Source organism: Streptococcus infantis, from assembly GCF_047463635.1.
Lineage (GTDB): Bacteria > Bacillota > Bacilli > Lactobacillales > Streptococcaceae > Streptococcus > Streptococcus infantis_W.
This window is the reverse complement of the sequence record NZ_JASHDL010000007.1, coordinates 66205-91973: the sequence shown is the minus strand read 5'-3', so window position 1 is coordinate 91973 and position 25769 is coordinate 66205. Positions and strand designations below refer to the sequence as shown.

Here is a 25769-nt window from a genome sequence, read left to right as displayed (position 1 = left end):
AATCCTTTCTGATGCATACTGATGCATAAATTTGAAATCAGAATTTGTATGAATAATTTTGATCAGAATAAAAAATAAACATATCCATCGTTTATTATAGAGTTTTGTAATTCTAGTATATTAGATGAACCTATCTTTTCTGTTAGGCTTCATTTTACAATAGGGGAATACAAAAATTCCTAAATATTGTAACAAAAAGGCGTTTTATACAAAAAATGGATTTACAAAGCATACAGATTTCTGATACAATGATAGTATGGGAGCGAGCACATGAAAATTTTGAAGTTTAGTTTATCACTAATTATAATAATTGTGGTGTTATTTTTAGGTTTAAAAGTCTTAGATGGCTTTGAACAGATGGCTGTGGAACAACATTCTCAAAACGCAGTTGAGAAGAAGTTTCATCAGAATCCAGATGTCTTTGCTTGGCTAACAGTTGAAGGGACTCGAATAGATTACCCGGTTGCTCAGCATCCAAGGGATGATGCTTATTACCTTTCTCATGATATAGATGGTGAAGAGACCTATTATGGCGCTATATTTACAGAGCTGGTTAACAAAAAAACATTTGAAGATCCTGTCACGATTATCTACGGACATGCTATGTTAGATGATTCGATGTTTGGGTCTTTAGATTATTTTGCGAAGCCAGCTTTTTTTAAGGAGCATGAACGTATTACGATTGACACCTTGACTCAACATTTTGAATATGAGGTGATGGCAGCTCACTCTTATACAGATGATCATCTTTTTCATACATTCAAATTAGGAAGTCGAGAAGGCCTCAGATATTATTTAGAAACATTACAGATAAGAACATCAGACTATGGGGGATTCTATCGTCAGATTGCTACTGATCCTCAAAAAGATCGATTTTTAATCTTATCAACCTGTGATGCTACTGGAAATGATCAACGATTTGTGGTTACTGCTCGTTTAAAAAGTGTTAAAGAAAGGACAAGTGAATAATGAAAATATTAAGACTCTCAAGGTTTTGGAGACTAGCTACTGGCTTACTGTTTTTAGGAGTGGGGCAACGCCTTCTATTTACAGGTGCGATTTCCCCTGTGATAGTCGAGGAAGGTTTATCACTCATTCTAACCTTATTCAGCCTACTATTTTTAATAATAGGAACAGTTCTTATTTTTCCAATAACAATCTGGTTTTATAGGCAGTACCGATCAGATAAACGTTTAAATCACACTATTCTGATTTACTTGTTTAGTGCAATTTTATGTGGCATCCTCATCGGAGGTTTGGGTCAAGTTTTATACGATCATACAAGTTTGGAATATGGCCATGTCAAGATTGCTATCTGGGCATTTACTACAATTGTACAAACTTTTCTTAAAGTAATCTTATCCTATAGTCTGGTTAGTATTTACAAAGCTTTACCAATTAAAAGTAGGGTAGATCAATTGCGACTACCTGTTCTGGTATCCATGCTTATTGTCGCCTTTTGTTTAGCTATTGCTGTTTGGTTCCCAATACTAGGTTCTTTCGTTTTATCCATCGGCGATGCTCTTATTTTAATTTTTACACTTTATTATTTTATTTATCTTACAAAGGAGAATGATGATGAAAAGACTGCGTAAGTCCATACAGTGGTTATTATTGCTGAGTTTGTTTGTTTCTAACATGCCGTTGATCTATGCGGAAGAAATAAACCAAGCAATTAAACAAGGCCAGGCTGAGGAAGCTTATAAAAAAGCTGTTACAGAGGCGAGTAGCCAGACTGTTAGTTCTGAAAATGCAAATACGGAAGGTTCGACAAGTGTTGACTCCTCATCAAAACCAGCAAAAGATGGTGGAGATGCCCTTCAACAGCCCAAAGTGATCAATGGAGAGAGTAAGGCAGAGGCAGAGCTGAAAAAACAATACGGGGCACCAGTAGCGGTTAGTGGGCAAGAACAACTGTTTCGGGTTGATGATACTCACTTTGTGACGCATATTGGTAGTGATATTAAAACCTATATTGATAAAGAAGGGGTAGAAGTTCCTGTAGATTTATCTCTCTATTCTTATCATGCTAATGGGAAGCATTATTATCTACCAAAAGAATCTCCAGTAGGAGTAGTTCTTCCGAGCGAAGTCAAAAAAGAGACTCCCATTGATATTACTCATAAGGATGATAAAATTTCTTTGTATCCGCTTGATAAGACATACGAACAAGCAACTGTAGAAAAGAATGCGATCTTATATAACAATGTTGATGGCAAAACAGATGTGCAATATACGGTACAGTCTAATGGAGTCAAAGAAGAAATCATTCTAGCCGAGTGGGGTGGGAAGAACTCCTTTACTTATGGTTTGGATGCATCTAAGTATGATGTTTCTTTGAAAGACAATCAAATCCTTGTCCGTGAAAAGGGGAAAACGAAGATCCTATTTGTACTAACTGCCCCAATGATGGTGGATAGTGCAGGCGCTACAAGTAATGCCTTAACTCTTGGATTGAAAAAAGGGGATGGACGTCATGAAGTGACAGTCACAGCTAGTAAAGAGTGGTTGTCTGATTCTGAACGTAAGTATCCTGTTCGGATAGACCCGACTGTAACAGTTCCACGAGAAAAAATTCTTGACATTGTTACCTCATCTGTACATGGACAATATCAAGGTTACTCTTATGGGTATGTTGGATATCTAACAGCCGAAATGATCGGAATGGCGGGTGTTCCAGGTGTTCGTGACATCGGGCGTGCAAGGATGTACTTTAAGATTAATTACGATTTTCAAAAGAGTATTCCTAAGGAAGCGCGTATTGATAGTGCGAGTTTAAATATCTATGAATACACTGCTCCAGATTCTCAATCAACCCAGTTTGCAGCTTATCGCTTGAAACAAGACTTTGATATTAATAACCTCACATGGGATACTTCTGTGGGCCTTGATATGGAAATCGCAGGAAAGAATGCGACCAGTGGTAAAAAGATTGGGATGCATAACTTTGATATCCGCGAGACTGTAAATGCATGGGTTCAAGGTTTGGAACCAAACTATGGTTTAGTTGTAGCTGCAACCGACGAAGGCTCAGACGGTGGTGCTTTCTATACAACCGAAGCGACGGCAGAAAATGCAGGACAGATTGGGTTTACTCCAGACAAGGCTCCTAGTTTGACGATTAATTGGTCTGTTCCAGACCCAGTTGATGTCAATTATCCAATTGGGAACACTACCATCAATCTTCGGACCATGGTGAAAACAGATAAGAAAGGAAAACTGCAATTCCAGGGTGTCTTTGCGGATGGTCTGACAACGCCGGGAGCTCAGGTTGATTATAACCTAAGTGACACTGCGAAAGACTACAAGGGTCAAAGTTCTGCAAGTTTTTCTTACAAATACCCAGATAGTAGTTCCTTTGATGCAGCCTTTGAAAAAGGAACGACCAAATATAAAGACAAGCTTTCAAACTGGCAGACTCAGGTGCCTTTTACAGAACCTGAACTAAACAAGGTTTATACGATTGACGCAGAGAGTAAAAAGGATGGTCAAACTAGTGGTAAAAAATCAAGTGATACATTCTTGATTTACAAAGTTACCCAGTTTGATACCCTTCCAAAGATTGCGGCATACTATGGAGTACCACTCAATCAACTTGCTTACGATAATCGTATCCAAGATATGATGCTTGTGCAAAATAACACCCTTTTTATTCGTAATCCAAGAAAGAATGCCGACAAACCTTATAATCCACCAGCTTTGACATCCAACACCAAGGCGGAAATAGACAGGCTTTTAATGGGGCGTGGCCTTCACTGTGAATTTGGATTTGAGCCAATCAATCTAAACACGGGGAATTTCTACCTAGATCGAACAGATGTTTCTATCACTGATGTTGACGGCAAATTTGAAATTACTCGCGCCTATAATTCTAAAGCAGCAGGCATCAATAGTCTCTTTGGACGTGGTTGGTCATTTGCCTTTAATGAACAGTTATCAAGCGATGAAGATCAAAATATCTACTATACTCGTACAGACGGTTCCATCCTGAAGTTTGCGAAGGATGGAGATGGATATCGTGCTCCAAGTGGCTATGACCTCACTCTCGAAGTAAAAACAGTTGAAACGAAGAAGGGTGACTTTGGCGGAGACGAAAAAGAAGACTATGATGTAAAGGAATACCGAATTGTTGATCACAATCATCAAGAGAAAACCTTTAACTATCACGGACTCTTAACGAGCCAGACGGATGAAAAAGGTAATAAAACAAGCTTTGATTATAATGAAAATTACCAGCTGACCAAGATCACATCTCCTACAGGCTTGGTTTATAGTATCACCTATAATACAGATGGCTATATTGGTGCGATTCAAATCCCTAATGGCTCAACTTTGACCTATGAATATGACACGAATGGTCATTTGATTACCTATACGGATGCGACGGGTGTTCCTACTCGTTATGAATATGACGATAAGGGACGTATGACAGCCTGGTATGATGGAAATGGTACCAAGGTTATCCAAAACGAGTACGATGAGGAAAATCGTGTCATCAAGCAAACAGATGGTGCAGGTGCTGTTTCAACTCTTTCTTATAGTGAAGGTCAGACAATCACTACCGATGGAAATGGCAATCAAACCGTATATACTTACGATGAGCAATATCGTACAACTGGCATTCGCTATGCAGATGGAACTAGTGTCTCAAAAACGTATGATGAAAACAACCGTCTGTCAAGCGTGACGAATGAAGCGGGGCAAACAACTCGCTACACCTATGACAGCAATGGAAACACCTTAACAGAAACGCGTTTCGACGGTGCGGTAAAAACTTCTAGCTATGATGAGAAGAACCATCTTCTGTCTCTCACTGACTTTAGTGGTGCATCAACAGCTCATACCTATGATGCAAATGGCAATCTAATCCAGACAACATTGCCAGATGGGTCTAAGATTACCTATACTGTCGATCAGCAAGGACGCATCTTGTCTACAACAGATGCGGCTGGTCATACAACTTCCTTTGCCTATCAAGGTGCGAATCTGGTAAGTCTTACCAATCCTTTAGGAGGCGTATCAACCTTTACCTACAATGCACACAATCAAGTCACTAGCATTACGAATCCTCTCGGTGGGACCAAGACCTTTACCTATGATGCAGAAGGGCGCAAGCTGAGCGAAAAAGATGCCGATGGTGTTGGGACGAGCCATACTTTTGATAAGGCAGGTCAAGTGACAGCTGTGACAGAAGGCAATGGTAACACGACTACCTTCACCTATGATGGTTTCGGCCGTAAAGTCGGTGCTTCGAATGGAGAAGGTGGAACCTATAGTTACACCTATGATGGTGTTGGAAACCAGCTTTCCGTGACTGATGCAGAAGGACACGCTACTAGCTATACATATGATAGCAAGGGTCGTTTCCTAACAGAAACCAATGCTTCAGGTCAAATGACTACCGTTACTCGTGATGCACTGGGTCGAATTATCACTCGAACCAATGAAGCAGGTAATAGTAGCAGCTTGACTTATGATGATAGAAACAATGCCGTTAAAACTATCACAGATGCTTTAGGTCAAGTTACTCAAAATACTTATGACGCGGCAGGAAATGTAACCTCAGTTTCTTATCCAATCGGTACAAAGGCAGAGACTACTTATGATATCATGGGTCGTGTGCTATCTTACACCGATGAAGCAGGTCAGACAGTGACATACACCTATGACAGTGTTGGAAATAAACTTAGCGAAACCAAACAGAAAAAGACTACCAGCTATACCTATGATGCATCGGGAAATGTGACAGGTGTGACTTACCCAGATGGTAGCAGTGTTTCATATGTGTTGGATGCGATGGGGAATATCCTGTCCATGACAGACGCCCTTGGAAAAGAAACGACTTATGAATATAGTAAGGCAGGGCGCCTGATCGCAACAACCAATGCCTTGGGTCACCGCACCAGCATGACCTATGATGCTAATGGCAATCAAAATAGCCTAACAGATGCGGCAGGCTATACTGCTAGCACGACTTATACAGGCCAAAATCAAGTTTCCAGTATTACAGATGGTTTAGGCAATGTCACTAAGATGGCCTACAACCAGATGGAACAGTTGACAGAGTTGACAGATGCCTTGGGTGGCAAGACTCAGTACACCTATAATGAACTAGGCTATCCGACCCAAGTCACCGATGCCAATGGCAATGTCACTAAGATGACCTATACTTCAACGGCTCAACTGGAAGAAGTGACTCTTCCAGACGGAACTACCGTAAGACAAGAATACGATGCCCTTGATCGTCTCATCAAGCAGACGCATTCTAGTGGTTTGGTAACAGAGTATAGCTACGATGCCGCCAATCGAGTAGTGAACAAAAAAGATAATCAGGATCTCAATGAGACCTATACTTACGATAAGGCAGGAAATCGTCTCGCTTTAACCAACAGCTTGGGTGAAGTTACCCAATATAGCTACAATAGCGACAACCAACTGACTAAGGTGGTCTACGCAGATAAGACCAGCGAAACCTTCACCTATGATGTCATGGGCAATGTCGCAAGCTCAACTGACCAAGAAGGTAAGACAAAGACCTATCACTATGATCAAAATGGTAATCTGCTTAAGACCGTCGATCATCTGAAACGTGAAACTAAGTATAGCTACGATGCCCTCAACCGAGTGGTGACAGAGTCGGATGCCGATGGCAATACCTCTACTTACGAATATGATGTCCTAGGCAACCTCTCTAAAATGACCGATGCCAATGGCCATTCAAGTAGCTATGGTTATGATGCCAATAAAAAATTGGTACTCTATACAGATCCAAATGGTCAAGCGACAGCCTTTAAGTATGACCCATTAGGACGAATCATCGAAACAGTAGCTCCGACAGGAAGCAAGCAAAGCTTCAGCTATGATGCTTTGGGAAATCGTTTGAGCGAAACAAGTGGCGAAGGTCATACAACGACCTACAGCTATGACAGTATGAACCGTGTCAGCAGCAAGAAACGTCCAACAGGTGGAGAGGATCAGTATGCTTATGACGCTACAGGTAGCTTGGCAAAAGAAACAGATGCTAACGGTCATAGCACCAACTATGTCAATGACCTTTATGGTCGTGTGACCAAACGCACCTTACCAAATGAGGCAGCTTACACTTATGCCTATGATGCCTTGGGACGTCTCACCAAGCAAACAGGTCCACAGGGGCTATCAAAAACCTATAGCTATGATGTGTCTGGAAACTTGGTGCAAGAGACAGACCAATCCGATCGAAGCAATCATTATAGCTATGACAAGGTTGGCCGTCTCTTAACGGCTAAGAACGCCCTTGACCTTGAAACCAAGTATAGCTATGATGAAGCGGGGAATCTAGCCAAACTGACCAAGCCGTCAGGTGCTACAACCACTTTTGACTATACGACCCTTGATCAACTAAAAACGATCAAAACGCCAACTGGTCGAACAGTAGAATCAAGCTATGACCCAGTCGGTCAGGTGACAAAACGAACCATCAATGGCAAGCGCGAAACGACCTATACCTATGATCCGAACGGTAATCTCCTTGAGGAGACGAATCCTCTCGGTCAAGTAACCAAGCGGACCTATGATAGCCTCAATCGCCTCACCTCAGAGAGCGATACGGCAGGCCAGTGGACTAAGTATGGCTATGACCACGATAATCATCTCACGAAGATTACAGATGAGGCTGGTGGCGTCGCAAGCATGACCTATGATGCCAATGGCAACCTCACCAGTGTCACATCCGGAAGCAAGCGTGTCAAGACCTACACCTACGACCTAAAGGATCAGTTGCTTACAGCGACACAAGGAAGTGGAGAGAAGGCTTCCACCTCTAGCTATACCTACGACAGTGTGGGCAATGTCACTTCGGTCACGAATGGAAATGGCAAGGTCACAAGCTACAGCTATGACCAGCTTTCCAATCTAGTGGAACGCATGACCAGTCTTGGAGATAAGGAGACCTATACCTATAATGTCAATAACCAGCTCGAAAAAGTAACCAAGTCCGATGGGAAAACTATCAGCTATGATTACAACAAGCTGGATCAACTGCTCAAGGTGGAGTACTCTGAAAAGCAAGATGGTCAAGTCCTCTATACTTATGATGCGGATGGCCGTCGGGTGTCTATGAGTGATCTGACAGGAACTAGTCAGTACGCGACCAACGAAGAAGGCGAGATCACGGGTGTTCGTCAGGGAGATGGTAGCCTGATCCAGTATGAGTATGATGCCTATGGCAATATCTCGAAGATGATTTACCCAGATGGCAGTACAGTCTCTTACACTTATGATGAACTGGATCGTCTCACTTCTGTGACAGATGTTAAGGGACAAAAGACCAGCTATAGCTACAACCCAGCAGGGGATCTGACGGAAGTTAATCGAGGAGATGGGACTAAGAGCTTCTTGACCTATGACAAGGCTCACCGTCTCACTGAACTCCGCCACATGGACAAGCAGGACAAACTCATCTCCAGCTACGGCTATGAGTATGACGATGGTGGCTACATTGCCAAAGAAACCATCAAGCAGGATGGCGAAACCCTAGTCCATACCTATACCTACGATACTCTCGGTCAAGTGGAAAACATGACCGTATCGGATGGAGCTGGTAAGGAACTTTCTAAACTCTCTTACACCTATGACCTTGCCGGCAATAAACTGACCAGCAGCGAGACAGTTGATGGCAAGGAGAGCCAGACACACTTTACCTATGATGACCATAACCGCTTGACCAAACTGGAAGGGCCAGATGGCACTATCACCTATACCTACGACAAGAATGGCAATCGCATCGCTTCTGAGAAGAACTCAGAGAAGCTAGATTATATCTATGACACAGAGAACCGCCTGCTTGCGATCAAGGACAAGAAGGGGCTTCTCATGGCTGCGCTCTACGACGGAGATGATAACCGTGTCTTCACTGCTAGTCGTAAGGAAGGCAAGAACACTTATCAACTCTTCCAACGCAAGCCAAAGGATACCAAGTCAGGCCGTAAGTCGCCATATACAGCCCCAAGTGGGGAAGAAAACTCCCTCTTCTGGTATGGCTTTAGTCAGAATGTCCTCCAAGCCCTATCCACCCTACCACAGACAGTAGGAAGCATCTGGCACAGCATCTTTGACGATGTGTCGAGAGCCTATCACCAGAAAGTGGCTAAGGATCGAGCAACCAAGGAAGGAATCGTCGTCAACCCACCAGAGCTCGGGAACTTACCGGGTCAGGGAGAAGTGACCTATGCCAGTCAGGTTCAGGATGTCCTGATCCCTTATACCACACGAGAGGATACCTACAACTATTATGAGGAACGCAACTATGTCAACGATGTCAATCGTGAACATACAGAAGTCCTTGAAACCTATGACCATGATGGCAAGGCACGAGAGACCTATAGTTATGGCAAAGGTCGAGCTAGCTACCTCAACAACCAAACTGGTGACAGCTACAACTACTTGACTAACCAGTCAGGCTCTGTGACAGGCTTGACCAAGGATGGACAAGCCGTCGCATCAAGCAGCTATAACCTCTATGGGGCAAGAAAGACAAGCACAGACACGACAGGGAATCCATTTGCCTACAACGGCGAAGCTCGTGACGATACTGAACTTGACTATTTACGAGCAAGGTATTATGATAGTCAAGGAGGTACTTTCTTAACCGAGGATAGCTACCCAGGTGAGGACACAGATCCTCTCAGCCAGAACAGCTACAGCTATGTGCAGAACAACCCTGTTAACTATACAGACCCGAGTGGACACTTCTGGAACAGTATCAAAAAAGGCTGGAACTATGTTAAGTCAGGAGTTAATTGGGCTGGCAGACAAATTAGTAGAGGCGTTAATTGGGCTGGTAGACAAATTAGTAGAGGAGTCAGCTGGGCAAACACCCAATTTAACCGAGCGTCGAATTGGGTTGGTAGACAGATTGATAGAGGTGTTAACTGGGTCAGCACCCAGGTTAACCGTGCATCGAATTGGATTGGCAGACAGTGGAATAAGGTTCAAACGACCTACAATAGTGCCCGCGACTATGTACAAACGAAATACCAGCAAGCGGCAGCACAGATAGAAGCTAAGCGCCAACAAGTGGTTCGGTCTGCCTATGCCCTAGCAACAGGCTTGAGCTCTTCCCCAACCATCCGAGAAGGAAAGAATCTCCTCCGAAACTGGGGAACAGCCTTGCAGAATACCTTAAAACATGTTTGTACAACAGCCGAACGGATCAAGAATCAAGTCGTTGATTTCGTGAGAAATGTCGACTGGAAGAAGGTTGCCGTAACTGCGGGAGCTATCGGTGTCGGTATTGCTCTTACCGTAGCGACTGGAGGTCTTGGAGCCCCCGTAGCGATGGCTATCGGTGGTGCAGCCTCTGGAGCAATCATCTCAGGATATGATGCCTATAGTTCTGGCCAACGTGGTTGGGAATTGGTTGGTTCGATTGCCAAAGGAGCAGGAACGGGTGCTATCTCAGGTCTTATTGGCGGTCAATTGATGGGAGCAGGAGCTGGTCTAGCAACTAATGTGACCCAAAATATTGGCAATCAAGCAGTTCGACAAGTTGCCAAGATTGGAGTGGAATCTGCGGTTGAGACTGCGATTGATACAGGTATTGATTTGGCCACAGGCAATAAGATTACTGGTCAAACAGTCGCTATGAACTTTGCCTTTAACACCTTTACCAACGGAGCAGGTAGTGTGTCTCCTAAGAAGGCTCCTAAGGCTGATGTGGTGACGACGAAGCCGAAATCAGGGGATGTACCGATCACGAGACCACGCAAAGATGTAACCCCTGTTCAGCAACTAGCATTGCCTGGGCCGACTAGTAAACCACTTGCCTTGCCAGCACCATCAGATAAAATATCACAAATTAATCCCTACAACATTAGGTTTAGTCAAAGTTCTGTTAATGGAGCCGATTCTATACAATCTAGTATGATATCTAATGGTTGGAAAGGAGATGCAATTGATGTTGTGAATATGCCTGATGGTAAGTTAACAACTATTGATAATACAAGGGTTATAGCTGCTAGAGGAGCTGGGATTGCTGCTACGGCTAGAGTACATCAATATACGGATCCTCTTCCAGAACAATTTATAGATAGACTTACAACTCCTGCTGGTACACCTTCAACTTGGGGAGAAGCAGTTCAGTTACGTGTTGGTAAGCAAAAATCATCTTTTCGAACCTTGAATCCATACGGTTCGTACGACTTAGAACGGAGGAATTAATTCATGCCATTTACATTTAATCATTCTTTTTTTTCCTATCCACAACAATTAAAAGATTTAGTTTCTAAAGGTATCGTTGATTTTGGTGTTTGGTACTTGATGAACGATGAAGAAACGGTTAGGAGATTTAGAGGTCTTCAAACAAGATATCCTGAGCGAACATTATATCCATTTGCAAGGAGAGGTGATAATGATGATATCGCCTGTTTTGAAGATGTTGATAGTACTCTAGTGCATATAATTCATGACTTTGCTGATTCAGGATGGGAACAAAGGGAAGTTCTACCTAATATTGATGCATGGTTAGAATACATTGAGGAGTGTAATCTTCAAGACGGATAATAATTTAAGAATTATTTGAGCTATAAGAATATTATTCCAATTTAGACCTGTTTTGGATATACAAGAATAGCGTACATATAGGATTTTATGATTTAAAGTCAGAAATAGAAGTCACTATTACTGAAATTCTGCAATAAGTTACCGTCAAAGAACATTTAGACCTCATTACCCAGATTACAGGCGGAGTGGGATTTGAGAACTAAGAAAAAATAATTACAAAGTGAAGTTGAGATGATGCGGTCTCAACTTCATTTTCAAATAGTAAGCAAAATAGTGAGGTTTAACTTAAGATAATGTGTAGGTGGAGTGACTCAGTATGCCTATGACGCTACAGGTAGCTTGGCAAAAGAAACAGATGCCAACGGTCATAGCACCAACTATGTCAATGACCTTTATGGTCGTGTGACCAAACGCACCTTACCAAATGAGGCAGCTTATACCTACGCCTATGATGCCTTGGGCCGTCTCACTAAGCAAACAGGTCCACAGGGGCTATCAAAAACCTATAGCTATGATGTGTCTGGAAACTTGGTGAAAGAGACAGACCAATCCGACCGAAGCAATCACTATAGCTATGACAAGGTTGGTCGTCTCTTAACGGCTAAGAACGCCCTTGACCTTGAAACCAAGTATAGCTACGATGAAGCGGGGAATCTAGCCAAACTGACCAAGCCGTCCGGTGCTACAACCACCTTTGACTATACGACCCTCGATCAACTAAAAACGATCAAAACGCCAACTGGTCGAACAGTGGAGTCAAGCTATGACCCAGTCGGTCAGGTGACCAAACGAACTATCAATGGTAAGCGCGAAACGACCTATACCTATGATCCGAATGGCAATCTCCTTGAGGAGACGAATCCTCTCGGTCAAGTAACCAAGCGGACCTATGATAGCCTCAATCGCCTCACCTCAGAGAGCGATACGGCAGGCCAGTGGACTAAGTATGGCTATGACCACGATAATCATCTCACGAAGATTACAGATGAGGCTGGTGGCGTCGCAAGCATGACCTATGATGCCAATGGCAACCTCACCAGTGTCACATCCGGAAGCAAGCGTGTCAAGACCTACACCTACGACCTAAAGGATCAGTTGCTTACAGCGACACAAGGAAGTGGAGAGAAGGCTTCCACCTCTAGCTATACCTACGACAGTGTGGGCAATGTCACTTCGGTCACGAATGGAAATGGCAAGGTCACAAGCTACAGCTATGACCAGCTTTCCAATCTAGTGGAACGCATGACCAGTCTTGGAGATAAGGAGACCTATACCTATAATGTCAATAACCAGCTCGAAAAAGTAACCAAGTCCGATGGGAAAACTATCAGCTATGATTACAACAAGCTGGATCAACTGCTCAAGGTGGAGTACTCTGAAAAGCAAGATGGTCAAGTCCTCTATACTTATGATGCGGATGGCCGTCGGGTGTCTATGAGTGATCTGACAGGAACTAGTCAGTACGCGACCAACGAAGAAGGCGAGATCACGGGTGTTCGTCAGGGAGATGGTAGCCTGATCCAGTATGAGTATGATGCCTATGGCAATATCTCGAAGATGATTTACCCAGATGGCAGTACAGTCTCTTACACTTATGATGAACTGGATCGTCTCACTTCTGTGACAGATGTTAAGGGACAAAAGACCAGCTATAGCTACAACCCAGCAGGGGATCTGACGGATGTTGTTCGGGGAGATGGAACCAAGAGTTTCTTGACCTATGACAAGGCTCACCGTCTCACCGAACTCCGTCATATGGACAAGCAGGACAAACTCATCTCTAGCTACGGCTATGAGTATGATGATGGTGGCTACATTGCCAAAGAAACCATCAAGCAGGATGGCGAAACCCTAGTCCATACCTACACCTACGATACTCTGGGTCAAGTGGAAAACATGACGGTATCGGATGGAGCTGGTAAGGAACTTTCCAAGCTCTCCTACACCTATGACCTTGCCGGCAATAAACTGACCAGCACCGAGACAGTTGATGGCAAGGAGAACCAGACACACTTTACCTACGATGACCATAACCGCTTGACCAAACTAGAAGGTCCAGATGGCACTATCACCTATACCTACGACAAGAATGGCAATCGCATCGCTTCTGAGAAGAATTCAGAGAAGCTAGACTATATCTACGACACAGAGAATCGCTTGCTTGCGATCAAGGACAAGAAGGGCCTTCTCATGGCTGCACTTTACGACGGGGATGATAATCGTGTCTTCACTGCCAGTCGCAAGGAAGGCAAAAATACCTATCAACTCTTCCAACGCAAACCTAAGGAAGATCAATCTGGTGATCGGGCATCGCATGCAGGTAGAGGCAAGTCAGGTCGTAAGTCGCCATATACAGCCCCAAGTGGGGAAGAAAACTCCCTCTTCTGGTATGGCTTTAGCCAGAATGTCCTCCAAGCCCTATCCACCCTACCACAGACAGTAGGAAGCATCTGGCACAGCATCTTTGACGATGTGTCGAGAGCCTATCACCAGAAAGTGGCTAAGGATCGAGCAACTAAGGAAGGGATCGTGGTCAATCCACCAGAACTCGGTAACTTACCTGGACAGGGAGAAGTAACCTATGCCAGTCAGGTTCAGGATGTCCTGATTCCTTATACCACACGAGAGGACACCTACAACTACTACGAGGAACGCAACTATGTCAACGATGTCAATCGTGAACATACAGAAGTCCTTGAAACCTATGATCATGATGGCAAGGCTCGTGAGACCTATAGTTATGGTAAGGGTCGAGCTAGCTACCTCAACAACCAAACAGATGACAGCTACAACTACTTGACTAACCAGTCAGGTTCTGTGACAGGATTGACCAAGGATGGGCAAACCGTCGCATCAACTAGCTATAACCTCTATGGCGCAAGAAAGACAAGCACAGACACAACGGGTCAGCCATTTGCCTATAATGGCGAAGCTCGTGACGATACTGGACTTGACTATTTACGAGCAAGGTATTATGATAGTCAGGGAGGTACTTTCTTAACCGAGGATAGTTATCCAGGTGAGGTGACGGATCCTCTCAGCCAGAACCGTTACAGCTATGTGCAGAACAACCCCGTCAACTATACAGACCCGAGTGGGCACTTCTGGAACAGTATCAAAAAAGGCTGGAACTATGTTAAAAAGACAGCCTCTAATGCATGGAATGGTGTAAAACGAGTCGCTTCTAATACCTGGAATACGGTGAAACGAGTGGCCTCAAACACCTGGAATGGTGTGAAGAGTGTCGCCTCCAAAGCTTGGAATACGACCAAGAGTGCTTTCAACTATGCGACTAACTGGATTAGCACCCAATACAATCGTGCGGTTAATTGGGGTAGTCGACAGTGGAATAAAGTTCAAACGGCTTACAATAGTGCCAGTGACTATGTACAACATCAATATCAACTAGTGGCAGCACAGATAGAAGCTAAGCGCCAACAAGTGGTTCGATCTGCCTATGCGATAGCTACAGGCATCAAGTCTTCGCCAACAATCCGAGAAGGTCTAAATCTATATCGGAATTGGAATACGGCATTAGAAAACACATTGAAACATGTCTGTGATCCAAAAACGACCGGTGCCTCCGATAAGGGAGAAAATAAAGTTCCATCTGTCGCAGACTTTAGAAAGTATGAAGATGCGGCAAGACATGGACTTAGACCGGATCAGAAAGAGCGAATTGATAAAATGACATTGGAGGAGTATCTAAAGGCTCCCCCAATGACTCCTGAGGAAAATGCCTATGCATCTAATGTAAAATTTGCGAAGTTTAACCAAGAAAATAAAGCTACACTTCCAACTATAGCAGCTGAATTAATAGGCTGGAATAATGGAGAACGTTTAGTTACAGGGAAAGATCCACTAACGGGCGAAGATGCAAATCGTTGGGCGGCAGGTGCAGAGTTAGCTGTTGATATTGCAAGTAATTTCTTTCCTATAGCTAAGGCTGGCAAATTAAGGAAACTTGAGAAAGCACTTGATGCAGTAGACGCAGTCAATGATGTTTCGAAAGCTACGAAGACAGCTGATAAAGCATCAGATGTTGCTCGTGTGGCAGATAAAGTAGATGATGTTAAAGATGGGACAAGGGCTCTAACTAGTGAAGAAATTGCTGATAAATTTGTTTCGGGAATGGAAGATATTTCAGGAAAAAGTGGAACGAAAAACTTTAAATCACATGGAGGCTATAATAAAGCAATTGAAGATTTCAATTCATTACCCTTAGAAAATGTAACGGAAATTAATACTTCATTTGGTAAAGGGTATAGGGGTACTTTAGATGATGGAACAAAGGTTGTTGTTAGACCTGGAAGTACAAGTGATTTAGGAACAACACTGGAATTCCAAATAAAGCAATCAAAAGGAGGGGTTTCATATGAAATTAGATATGGAGACTAAAAATGAAGAATGGGTAGAAGTCTTTAAAGGTTTGATTTCTGTAGATAACTATAGGTTAAAAGTCTTGTTGACAAATTTGTCAGATGGTCAAGAAATTAGGCTGATTGGAGAGCAAAACCGTTTTAAATTATCATGTATTTATTATGATGAAGCACGAGTCTTTAGCAGGGAATTGTATTTATCTGCAATTCTAGATAAAGAGATGTTTACAAAATTTGAAAAAAATAATTTTCAAAATGTCATTTACGAAGTCAAGAATAGTCAATTAGTGAGAAAACTGGAATACACATCATATTATGATCTAGGAACTTTGCATTCACGACATTATATAATCATAACTCAAGATAGTGTAGTGGAGATTCTTGTTTCTGCAAATTTGAAATTAGATATCAGCCAATACTAGAAAATTTGCTAATCAAACATGTACATGACTTTAGTACAATTATCGGAAAATAGAACTTGGAGAAATGATATGGAAAAATGGACGAAAATTAAACCGGACTTTATTCCTTTTGGCGACTATGGTATTGAGATAAATATAGATGGGGACACTCTAATTGTCTACTTGGAAGATTCAGAAAAATTTAAATTTACCTTTACAAAGATCTGGGCTTTCCGAACAGTCCAGGAAAGTTTAGAATTAAGAGATAAATACTGGGAACAAGGATTGGCAGAGAACAGACCACTTTATCTGACCAACTATATCTATGAGGTCGAGAATACAGAGTTTGGTGATTTGGTCGCTTCTGCAAATATAGCTAATAAAAAGCTTCATCACTATTTCATAATGTCGACAGAATATTTAGTGGATATTCTATCTGAAAATGATGTAAAAGTGGAGAAAATATAAATTACTTTCACAAAGACAATTTGTGACTTGGTTCAATTTCTAACTAGGGGAAAATTTCCCCTAGTTTATTTTATATTAGTCTCACAGTAGACAAGCAGGACAAACTCATCTCCAGCTACGGCTATGAGTATGATGATGGTGGCTACATTGCCAAAGAAACCATCAAGCAGGATGGCGAAACCCTAGTCCATACCTACACTTACGATACTCTGGGTCAAGTGGAAAACATGACTGTATCGGATGGAGCTGGTAAGGAACTCTCTAAACTCTCTTACACCTATGACTTAGCCGGCAATAAACTAACCAGCACCGAGACAGTCGATGGCAAGGAGAGCCAGATACACTTTACCTACGATGACCATAACCGCTTGACCAAACTAGAAGGTCCAGATGGCACTATCACCTATACCTACGACAAGAATGGCAATCGCATCGCTTCTGAGAAAAACTCAGAGAAGTTAGACTACATCTACGACACAGAGAACCGCTTACTTGCGATCAAGGACAAGAAGGGTCTTCTCATGGCTGCACTTTACGACGGAGATGATAACCGTGTCTTCACTGCTAGTCGCAAGGAAGGCAAGAACACTTATCAACTCTTCCAACGCAAACCTAAGGAAGATCAATCTGGTGATCAGGCATCGCATGCAGGTAGAGGCAAGTCAGGTCGTAAGTCGCCATATACAGCCCCAAGTGGGGAGAAAAACTCCCTCTTCTGGTATGGCTTCAGTCAGAATGTCCTCCAAGCCCTATCCACCCTACCACAGACAGTAGGAAGCATCTGGCACAGCATCTTTGACGATGTGTCTAGAGCCTATCACCAGAAAGTGGCTAAGGATCGAGCAACCAAGGAAGGAATCGTGGTCAACCCACCAGAACTTGGCAACTTACCTGGTCAGGGAGAAGTAACCTATGCCAGTCAGGTTCAGGATGTCCTGATTCCTTATACCACACGAGAGGATACCTATAACTACTACGAGGAACGCAACTATGTCAACGATGTCAATCGTGAACATACAGAAGTCCTCGAAACCTATGACCATGATGGCAAGGCTCGTGAGACCTATAGCTATGGTCAGGGTCGAACCAGCTACCTCAACAACCAAACAGGTGACAGCTACAACTACTTGACTAACCAATCAGCCTCTGTGACAGGTTTGACCAAGGATGGACAAGCCGTCGCATCCAGTCGCTATAACCTCTATGGAGCAAGAAAGACAAGCACAGACACAACAGGTCAGCCCTTTGCCTATAACGGCGAAGCCCGTGACGATACTGGACTTGACTATTTACGCGCAAGGTATTATGATAGTCAGGGAGGTACTTTCTTAACCGAGGATAGCTACCCAGGTGAGGAAACAGACCCTCTCAGCCAGAACCGTTACAGCTATGTGCAGAACAACCCCGTCAACTATACCGACCCGAGTGGGCACTTCTGGAACAGTATCAAAAAAGGCTGGAACTATGTTAAGTCAGGTCTTAATTGGGCTGGCAGACAAATTAGTAGAGGCGTTAATTGGGTTGGCAGACAGATTAGTAGAGGCGTTAATTGGGTTGGCAGACAGATTGATAGAGGCGTTAACTGGGTTGGCAGACAGATTGATAGAGGCATTAACTGGGTTGGTAGACAGATTGATAGAGGTGTTAACTGGGTTGGCAGACAGTGGAATAAGGTTCAAACGACCTACAATAGTACAGTCGATTATGTTCAAACGAAATACCAGCAAGCACAAGCTCGTATTCAAGAACTACACTATCAAGCAATTCGTACTGCCTATGCTGTGGCAATATGATTTAAGGCCTCCCCTACAATCCGAGAAGGCATGAATCTCCTCCGAAACTGGGGAACAGCCTTGCAGAATACCTTAAAACATGTCTGTGATCCAAAAACAACTGGTGCCTCCGATAAGGGAGAAAATAAAGTTCCATCTGTCGCAGACTTTAGAAAGTATGAAGATGCGGCAAGACATGGACTTAGACCGGATCAGAAAGAGCGAATTGATAGGATGACATTAGAGGAGTATCTAAAGGCTCCCCCAATGACTCCTGAGGAAAATGCCTATGCCTCTAATGTAAAATTTGCGAAGTTTAACCAAGAAAATAAAGCTAAACTTCCAACTTTAGCAGCTGAATTCATAGGCTGGAATAATGGAGAACGTTTAGTTACAGGGAAAGATCCACTAACGGGCGAAGACGCAAATCGTTGGGCGGCAGGTGCAGAGTTAGCTGTTGATATTGCAAGTAATTTCTTTCCTATAGCTAAGGCTGGCAAATTAAGGAAACTTGAAAAAGCACTCGATGCAGTAGACGCAGTCAATGATGCTTCAAAAGCTACAAAGGCAGCTGATAAAGCTAAAGATGCTTCGAAAGCTGCAAAGGCAGCGGACAAGGCATCAGACGCTGCTCGTGTGGCGGATAAAGTAGATGATGTCAAAGATGTTAATAAAATTCCTCAATATGTTGAAGATACTATTTCACAGATTAAAAACAATAAGGGTAATCCACCAGATGGATTTAAAGGAGGAAAAGTTTATAAAAATGAGCCTTTAGATGGTGAAGAACTCCTTCCCGATGGAATTACTTATAAAGAGTACGATGTTCATCCATATCAAAAAGGAGTGCCAAGAGGAATGGAAAGAATTGTTATAGGTGAAGATGGATCCATATGGTATACTCAAGATCACTATCAAACTTTTATAAGAATAAAATAAGGGGAATATAATGTCAAAGAAATTTAATAATAGAACATTTAGAAAGATAGAAGAAATTTATAGCGTTTATTTACCTGACGAATTTAAAAAAGTTTATGGAAATATGGAGGAACTTCCTGAAAACTGGTATGATTGGAGTGATTTTTCACCTCAGAATGTTAAGGTGTTGAGTAATTATATACAAGTAATAAAAGAAAATATAGCAGAAGAAATAGAATATGTTGATTGGAGCGATAATTGGGGAGAAGCTCCAAGTAATTTAGAACTTACAAAAGGAGAAATACTAAGTCGTTTAATGAATTCCCCAACATTATTGCCCATTTTTGGTCATAGGTATATTGCATCATGTAATACTCCAATTTCGCCTGTATTTTCAATTGTTGGTTCAGATATCATTTATTATTCAAAAAGCCTAACTGATTATTTTCATGGAATCACAGTAAGCAGAGAGACAAATCTATCTAATTTACCCCAAATTCCTTTTTGGTCCGATATTGCACAGTGATAAAGGTTAGATGAGAATACTAGGTTAAGAGAAAAATTACAACAAGTATATTTCAAAACTTTTCACCATTATCAAGTAATTGGTATTAATTTTGGGATAGATGTAATTTCTGAGAAATTTCCTCTTATTTTCAAGTTGGAAAAGTGATTGTTATTTAGTATCTGAGACTATAGGAATTTAATTATTTATTTAAGTTAATAAATTGAAAAGTTCTCAGAAATAATTTGCTTAGAATGTTTTTGAAAAACTTAAAAAGAGAAATTAAATTACATGATTATCTTAACTAGAATCGTACTAATTGTTTAAATTAACCTCTTCTGTTGTGATAGAAACATGCAAAGACTCTCGAGGAAGGATTTCTTCGAGAGTTTTATGTTACATCTATGACTTAAAGGATCAGTTGCTTACAGTGACTAAGGAGGGAATCGTTGTCAACCCACCAGAACTCGGTAACCTACCGGATCAGGGAGAAGTGACCTATGCCAGTTGGGCTCTGTGACAGGTTTGACCAAGGATGGACAAGCCGTCGCATCAAGCAGCTATCATCTCTATGGGGCAAGAAAGACAAGCACAGACACAACAGGCAATCCATTTGCCTATAATGGCGAAGCTCGTGACGATACTGGACTTGACTATTTACGCGCAAGATATTATGATAGTCAGGGAGGTACTTTCTTAACCGAGGATAGCTACCCAGGTGAGGACACAGATCCTCTCAGCCAGAACCGATACAGCTATGTGCAGAACAACCCTGTTAACTACACCGACCCGAGTGGGCATTTCTGGAACAGTATCAAAAAAGGCTGGAACTATGTTAAAAAGACAGCCTCTAATGCATGGAATGGTGTGAAAAAGGTTGCATCTAATACTTGGAATACTGTGAAAAGAGTGGCCTCAAACACCTGGAATGGTGTGAAGAGTGTCGCATCCAAGGCTTGGAATGCGACCAAGAGTGCCTTTAATTATGCGACTAACTGGGTTAGCACCCAATACAATCGTGCGGTTAATTGGGGTAGTCGACAGTGGAATAAGGTTCAAACGGCCTACAATAGTGCCAGTGACTATGTACAACATCAATATCAACTAGTGGCAGCACAGATAGAAGCTAAGCGCCAACAAGTGATCCAGTCTGCCTATGCGATAGCTACAGGCATTAAGTCTTCGCCAACAATCCGAGAAGGTCTAAATCTATATCGGAATTGGAATACGGCATTAGAAAACACCTTGAAACATGTCTGTGATCCAAAAACAATCGGTGCGTCCGATAAGGGAGAAAATAAGGCCAACTCGGTTGATGATTATAGTGTTTCAGCATACGAGTTTAAGCAAAATCTTAAAAAACAATATGGTTTTGATGAAGAAACTTCAGAATTATTGTGGAAATTATATAAAAATATTGAGAAAAAAGAAGGTAGAAATGCCGATTATGTCTATAATCGTTTAGTAGGTGGAATCATTTATAACGATGAGAATGCACAATGGAACGATTCTGTATTAGAATACTTGAAGGATATTGTTAAATGGAATGGAACTGCTGGACCAGGTTCAACAGGTGGAGCTAAACCCCATCACACCATAGAAGAACAAATGAACCGTTTCGGATTGTCTGGAGAGGAATATAAGATAATACAAGCTAGGATAAATGAACAGTATGAGAGAGCCAATACTGGGGGTGAGACTGTTACAGATTTCGCCCATCAAAGTATTACTACTGCAACTAATTTATACGATAACAAAAATCGTCTTGCGAATTTTGAAGGGCTTAGAAAAGGATATTGGGGTAATAGTCACCAACATACTAATGACCTATCTGGTTGGTTAGGAGATGTGACAATCGGTAATACTCCAAGTATGAATATACCTGATTATAAGGCAGACCTTGATGCAGTTAATATTATATCTATCATGAAAAATCAGAGAATATCCTATGTTGCAGCCACTAATCAATACTATGATCAACTTTCTACTAATAGCTATTCAAGGGAATCTGAATTTTTAAAGAATATAGGTGGAATGGAGTATGTTAAAAAGCAAATTTATAAAGAGACAGGAATCAATCATCAGGATGATACCCAAGCAATGGAGATGTTAAAAGAGAAGAACAATGTTGCTTATCAGTTTATCCAAGATTTAAGTAAGGAAAAAGGTAGATGAAAAAATTTTTAAAAATCGTACTCATAATTTTATTAGTTTTTCTAACTTTGTTTGGTCTATATCGTGTCTATCAAAAGAATTATTATAAGGGAGTGTATGAATCTTTAAGTAATGTTTTTTTGGAAATGAACTATGCAGAAACCCATAGTGGTGTTTTACCTGGACTTGCTGATTTTAGTAAAGCCGTTGACGGGAGTCAATCGTTTAGAGATCCAGACTGGATAATTCCTATAGGACTTGATGCAGGATTGTCTGAAAATGAAAGTTTAGAAGTGATTGTAGGTTTTGAAGAAACTTTTATTATTGAATACCAGCAACTATTATCTGATGGGAGATATCTATTTATTAGATACAATTATAAGAATAAAAATCTTAACCAAACTATCGAAATTTCGGATTCTAAAAGTTCACTGGCATACTACTTAGCTGGGTATAATATAAGAAATAAGGATAGCGGGGAGATAAATTTGGAGTCGTATTTTAAGAGAGCGGGCACTGTGGAAAAACCAAATTTTTACTTAACTAATCCCAACGAAGCACTAGAGTATTTAAAGCCTTATGGGATTGATGAAGCTTGGATTAAAGAAAAATCCCGCTTCATGCTCTATGATGTCGTTCTAGAACGCTGGTTTAAAAATGGCAGTCAACGTTATTCAGTTGACAATCTTGGGGATGTAGAGATTGTGCCACTAAGTTTTTCTGAATAGATTAACCGATTTTTAGGCTCTCAGTATTTAGTTGCTCTATATTAAACGGCTATCTTCTGTTGTAATACAAACATGCAAAAACTCTCGGGGAAGGATTTCTTCGAGAGTTTTATGTCACACCTATAACCTAAAGGATCAGTTGCTTACAGCAACACAAGGAAGTGGAGAGAAGGCTTCTACCTCTAGCTATACCTACGACAGTGTGGGCAATGCCACTTCGGTTACGAATGGAAATGGTAAGGTCACAAGCTACAGCTATGACCAGCTTTCCAATCTAGTGGAGCGCATGACCAGTCTTGGAGATAAGGAGACCTATACCTACAATGTCAATAACCAGCTCGAAAAAGTAACCAAGTCCGATGGGAAAACCATCAGCTGTACTATTTTCCGTAACTTTAGTACATTAGTTGAATATGCCTTTTCTACTGAATTTCAATTTATAGCAGAATAACGATCTTTTGAAAACATTTACACTTACTTGAATTAAGTCATTTGCTTAAAATTGTGGTATAATCGTTCAGTTAGAAAATAAATTTTTGAATACAATAGAGGAAATCATGACAAAATTAAGAGAAGATATCCGTAATATCGCGATTATCGCCCACGTCGACCACGGTAAAACTACCCTCGTTGACGAATTGTTGAAACAATCTGAAACTCTTGACGCGCGTACAGAATTAGCTGAGCGTGCAATGGACTCAAACGATATCGAAAAAGAGCGTGGAATCACTATCCTTGCGAAAAATACAGCAGTTGCCTACAACGGAACTCGTATCAACATCATGGACACACCAGGACACGCGGACTTCGGTGGAGAAGTTGAGCGTATCATGAAAATGGTTGACGGTGTTGTTTTGGTCGTAGATGCTTACGAAGGAACTATGCCACAGACTCGTTTCGTATTGAAAAAAGCCTTGGAACAAGACCTTGTGCCTATCGTTGTGGTTAACAAAATTGACAAGCCATCAGCTCGTCCAGCAGAAGTAGTAGATGAAGTCTTGGAACTTTTCATCGAGCTTGGTGCGGATGATGACCAGCTTGACTTCCCAGTTGTTTATGCGTCAGCGATCAACGGAACATCTTCATTGTCAGATGATCCAGCAGACCAAGAAAAGACTATGGCGCCAATCTTTGATACCATTATCGACCACATTCCAGCTCCAATCGATAACTCAGATGAGCCCCTTCAATTCCAAGTGTCACTTCTTGACTACAATGACTTCGTAGGTCGTATCGGTATCGGACGTGTCTTCCGTGGTAGTGTAAAGGTTGGGGACCAAGTTACCCTTTCTAAATTGGATGGTACAACTAAGAACTTCCGTGTCACAAAACTCTTCGGTTTCTTTGGTTTGGAACGTCGTGAAATTCAAGAAGCCAAAGCTGGTGACTTGATTGCCGTATCTGGTATGGAAGATATCTTCGTTGGTGAAACCATCACTCCAACAGATGCAGTTGAAGCACTTCCAATCCTACACATCGATGAGCCAACTCTTCAAATGACATTCTTGGTTAATAATTCACCATTTGCTGGTAAAGAAGGTAAATGGGTCACTTCTCGTAAGGTAGAAGAGCGCCTTCAAGCAGAATTGCAAACAGACGTTTCTCTTCGTGTTGACCCAACTGATTCACCAGATAAATGGACGGTTTCAGGACGTGGGGAATTGCACTTGTCAATCCTTATCGAAACAATGCGTCGTGAGGGTTATGAGCTTCAAGTATCTCGTCCAGAAGTTATCGTAAAAGAAATTGATGGTGTTAAATGTGAACCATTTGAACGTGTTCAAATCGACACACCAGAAGAGTACCAAGGATCTGTTATCCAAAGTCTTTCAGAGCGTAAAGGTGAAATGTTGGATATGATTTCAACTGGTAATGGTCAAACTCGTTTGGTCTTCCTTGTTCCAGCCCGTGGTTTGATTGGATACTCAACTGAGTTCTTGTCAATGACTCGTGGTTACGGTATCATGAACCATACCTTCGACCAATACTTGCCATTGATTCCAGGTGAAATCGGTGGACGTCACCGTGGTGCACTTGTTTCTATCGATACTGGTAAGGCAACAACATACTCTATCATGTCTATCGAAGAACGTGGAACAATCTTTGTTAACCCAGGTACTGAGGTTTACGAAGGCATGATCATCGGTGAAAACTCTCGTGAAAATGACTTGACTGTTAATATTACGAAAGCGAAACAAATGACCAACGTTCGTTCAGCAACTAAGGACCAAACAGCGGTTATCAAGACTCCTCGTATCTTGACTCTTGAAGAATCACTTGAGTTCTTGAACGACGATGAATACATGGAAGTAACGCCTGAATCTATTCGTTTGCGTAAACAAATCCTTAACAAGGCAGAGCGTGAGAAAGCAAACAAAAAGAAAAAATCAGCTGAATAAGAGCTAGAAAGAGCAGAAAATGGTCTATTTAATCATAGGGATTTTATTACTCTTACTCTACATATTTGCGACACCTCAAAGTATCAAGGGGACGGTTAATATTGTAATTCTTGTTTTTGGTCTCGTTTCCCTCGTGATTTTGCTCATGTTGTCCATCCTACAAATCTTTCAGCTACCAACAGAATTCTTTATCACAGTAGCAATGCTGGTCCTTACTTACTTTAGTTTGCGAGATATATCCTTAATGTCGGTGAAAAAGAGATAGGTAAGTGGCTTTGGGGTTCTACTAGGATTCGGTAAATATTTTGATAAAACATAACTACCACAAGTGAAGTCAGTAAAACTGAGCTTACTTGTGGTTTTTGCTTTGTATAATCTAGAAATTTAGGCTCTTTAAGCTTCATCGGCCTCCTACTTTCATTCACTAGATTTTTATTAAGTAGCAGATAATAGAAGAACTTCTGGGAGGAAATTACGTTCTTACTGTGAATGTTTACAAAGGAT

Annotated in this window: 15 protein-coding genes; all 15 read left to right on the top strand. The window is 41.8% G+C overall.

The features are described 5' to 3' along the window. Positions 1–270: 270 nt before the first annotated feature. The 15 genes from QM867_RS05755 (at position 271) to QM867_RS05685 (ending at position 25530) form a co-directional block, all read left to right on the top strand. Positions 271–969, top strand: coding sequence for a class B sortase (locus tag QM867_RS05755; protein ID WP_248035283.1), 699 nt, complete (start codon positions 271–273; stop codon positions 967–969). Continuing rightward, on the top strand, positions 969–1595 hold the full coding sequence (locus QM867_RS05750; RefSeq protein WP_248035281.1) for a hypothetical protein: 627 nt from the start codon (positions 969–971) through the stop codon (positions 1593–1595). Before QM867_RS05755 ends, QM867_RS05750 begins: the two co-directional genes overlap by 1 nt. Beyond that, on the top strand, positions 1579–11199 hold the full coding sequence (locus QM867_RS05745) for a DUF6531 domain-containing protein (RefSeq protein ID WP_414315328.1): 9621 nt from the start codon (positions 1579–1581) through the stop codon (positions 11197–11199). The genes QM867_RS05750 and QM867_RS05745 overlap by 17 nt, the downstream gene beginning before the upstream one ends. A gap of 3 nt (positions 11200–11202) precedes the next feature. Continuing rightward, positions 11203–11541 carry a hypothetical protein gene (locus QM867_RS05740; RefSeq protein WP_153225051.1) on the top strand — a complete coding sequence of 113 codons (339 nt, stop codon included), beginning with the start codon at positions 11203–11205 and terminating at the stop codon, positions 11539–11541. Positions 11542–11847: 306 nt separating this feature from the next. Beyond that, positions 11848–15939: an RHS repeat-associated core domain-containing protein gene (locus QM867_RS05735; protein WP_414315327.1), complete on the top strand. Its 4092-nt coding sequence runs from the start codon at positions 11848–11850 to the stop codon at positions 15937–15939. Further along, positions 15917–16342 carry a hypothetical protein gene (locus tag QM867_RS05730; protein WP_153225808.1) on the top strand — a complete coding sequence of 142 codons (426 nt, stop codon included), beginning with the start codon at positions 15917–15919 and terminating at the stop codon, positions 16340–16342. Before QM867_RS05735 ends, QM867_RS05730 begins: the two co-directional genes overlap by 23 nt. A 69-nt stretch (positions 16343–16411) precedes the next feature. After that, a complete protein-coding gene (locus QM867_RS05725; RefSeq protein ID WP_153225807.1) occupies positions 16412–16789 on the top strand; it encodes a hypothetical protein in 378 nt (125 codons plus the stop codon). A 227-nt stretch (positions 16790–17016) separates the two neighbouring features. Next, on the top strand, positions 17017–18582 hold the full coding sequence (locus tag QM867_RS05720) for an RHS repeat-associated core domain-containing protein (RefSeq protein ID WP_414315326.1): 1566 nt from the start codon (positions 17017–17019) through the stop codon (positions 18580–18582). Positions 18583–18612: 30 nt separating this feature from the next. Then, entirely contained in the window at positions 18613–19500 is an 888-nt protein-coding gene (locus QM867_RS05715; protein WP_414315325.1) for a ribonuclease domain-containing protein, read from the top strand. Positions 19501–19510: 10 nt separating this feature from the next. Next, a complete protein-coding gene (locus tag QM867_RS05710) occupies positions 19511–20005 on the top strand; it encodes a hypothetical protein (protein ID WP_000037407.1) in 495 nt (164 codons plus the stop codon). A 495-nt stretch (positions 20006–20500) separates the two neighbouring features. Further along, positions 20501–22159 carry an RHS repeat-associated core domain-containing protein gene (locus QM867_RS05705; protein ID WP_414315324.1) on the top strand — a complete coding sequence of 553 codons (1659 nt, stop codon included), beginning with the start codon at positions 20501–20503 and terminating at the stop codon, positions 22157–22159. After that, complete coding sequence (locus QM867_RS05700; protein WP_248035276.1) at positions 22156–22866, top strand: TipC family immunity protein; 711 nt, start codon at positions 22156–22158, stop codon at positions 22864–22866. The genes QM867_RS05705 and QM867_RS05700 overlap by 4 nt, the downstream gene beginning before the upstream one ends. 139 nt (positions 22867–23005) lie before the next feature. Next, positions 23006–23317: an RHS repeat protein gene (locus tag QM867_RS05695; RefSeq protein WP_248035274.1), complete on the top strand. Its 312-nt coding sequence runs from the start codon at positions 23006–23008 to the stop codon at positions 23315–23317. 106 nt (positions 23318–23423) lie between these two features. Continuing rightward, positions 23424–25265 (top strand): translational GTPase TypA, encoded by a 1842-nt coding sequence (gene typA / locus QM867_RS05690; protein ID WP_414315323.1) that lies wholly within the window; start codon positions 23424–23426, stop codon positions 25263–25265. A 19-nt stretch (positions 25266–25284) separates the two neighbouring features. Continuing rightward, positions 25285–25530 carry a DUF3165 family protein gene (locus QM867_RS05685; RefSeq protein WP_045763157.1) on the top strand — a complete coding sequence of 82 codons (246 nt, stop codon included), beginning with the start codon at positions 25285–25287 and terminating at the stop codon, positions 25528–25530. Positions 25531–25769: the final 239 nt, after the last annotated feature.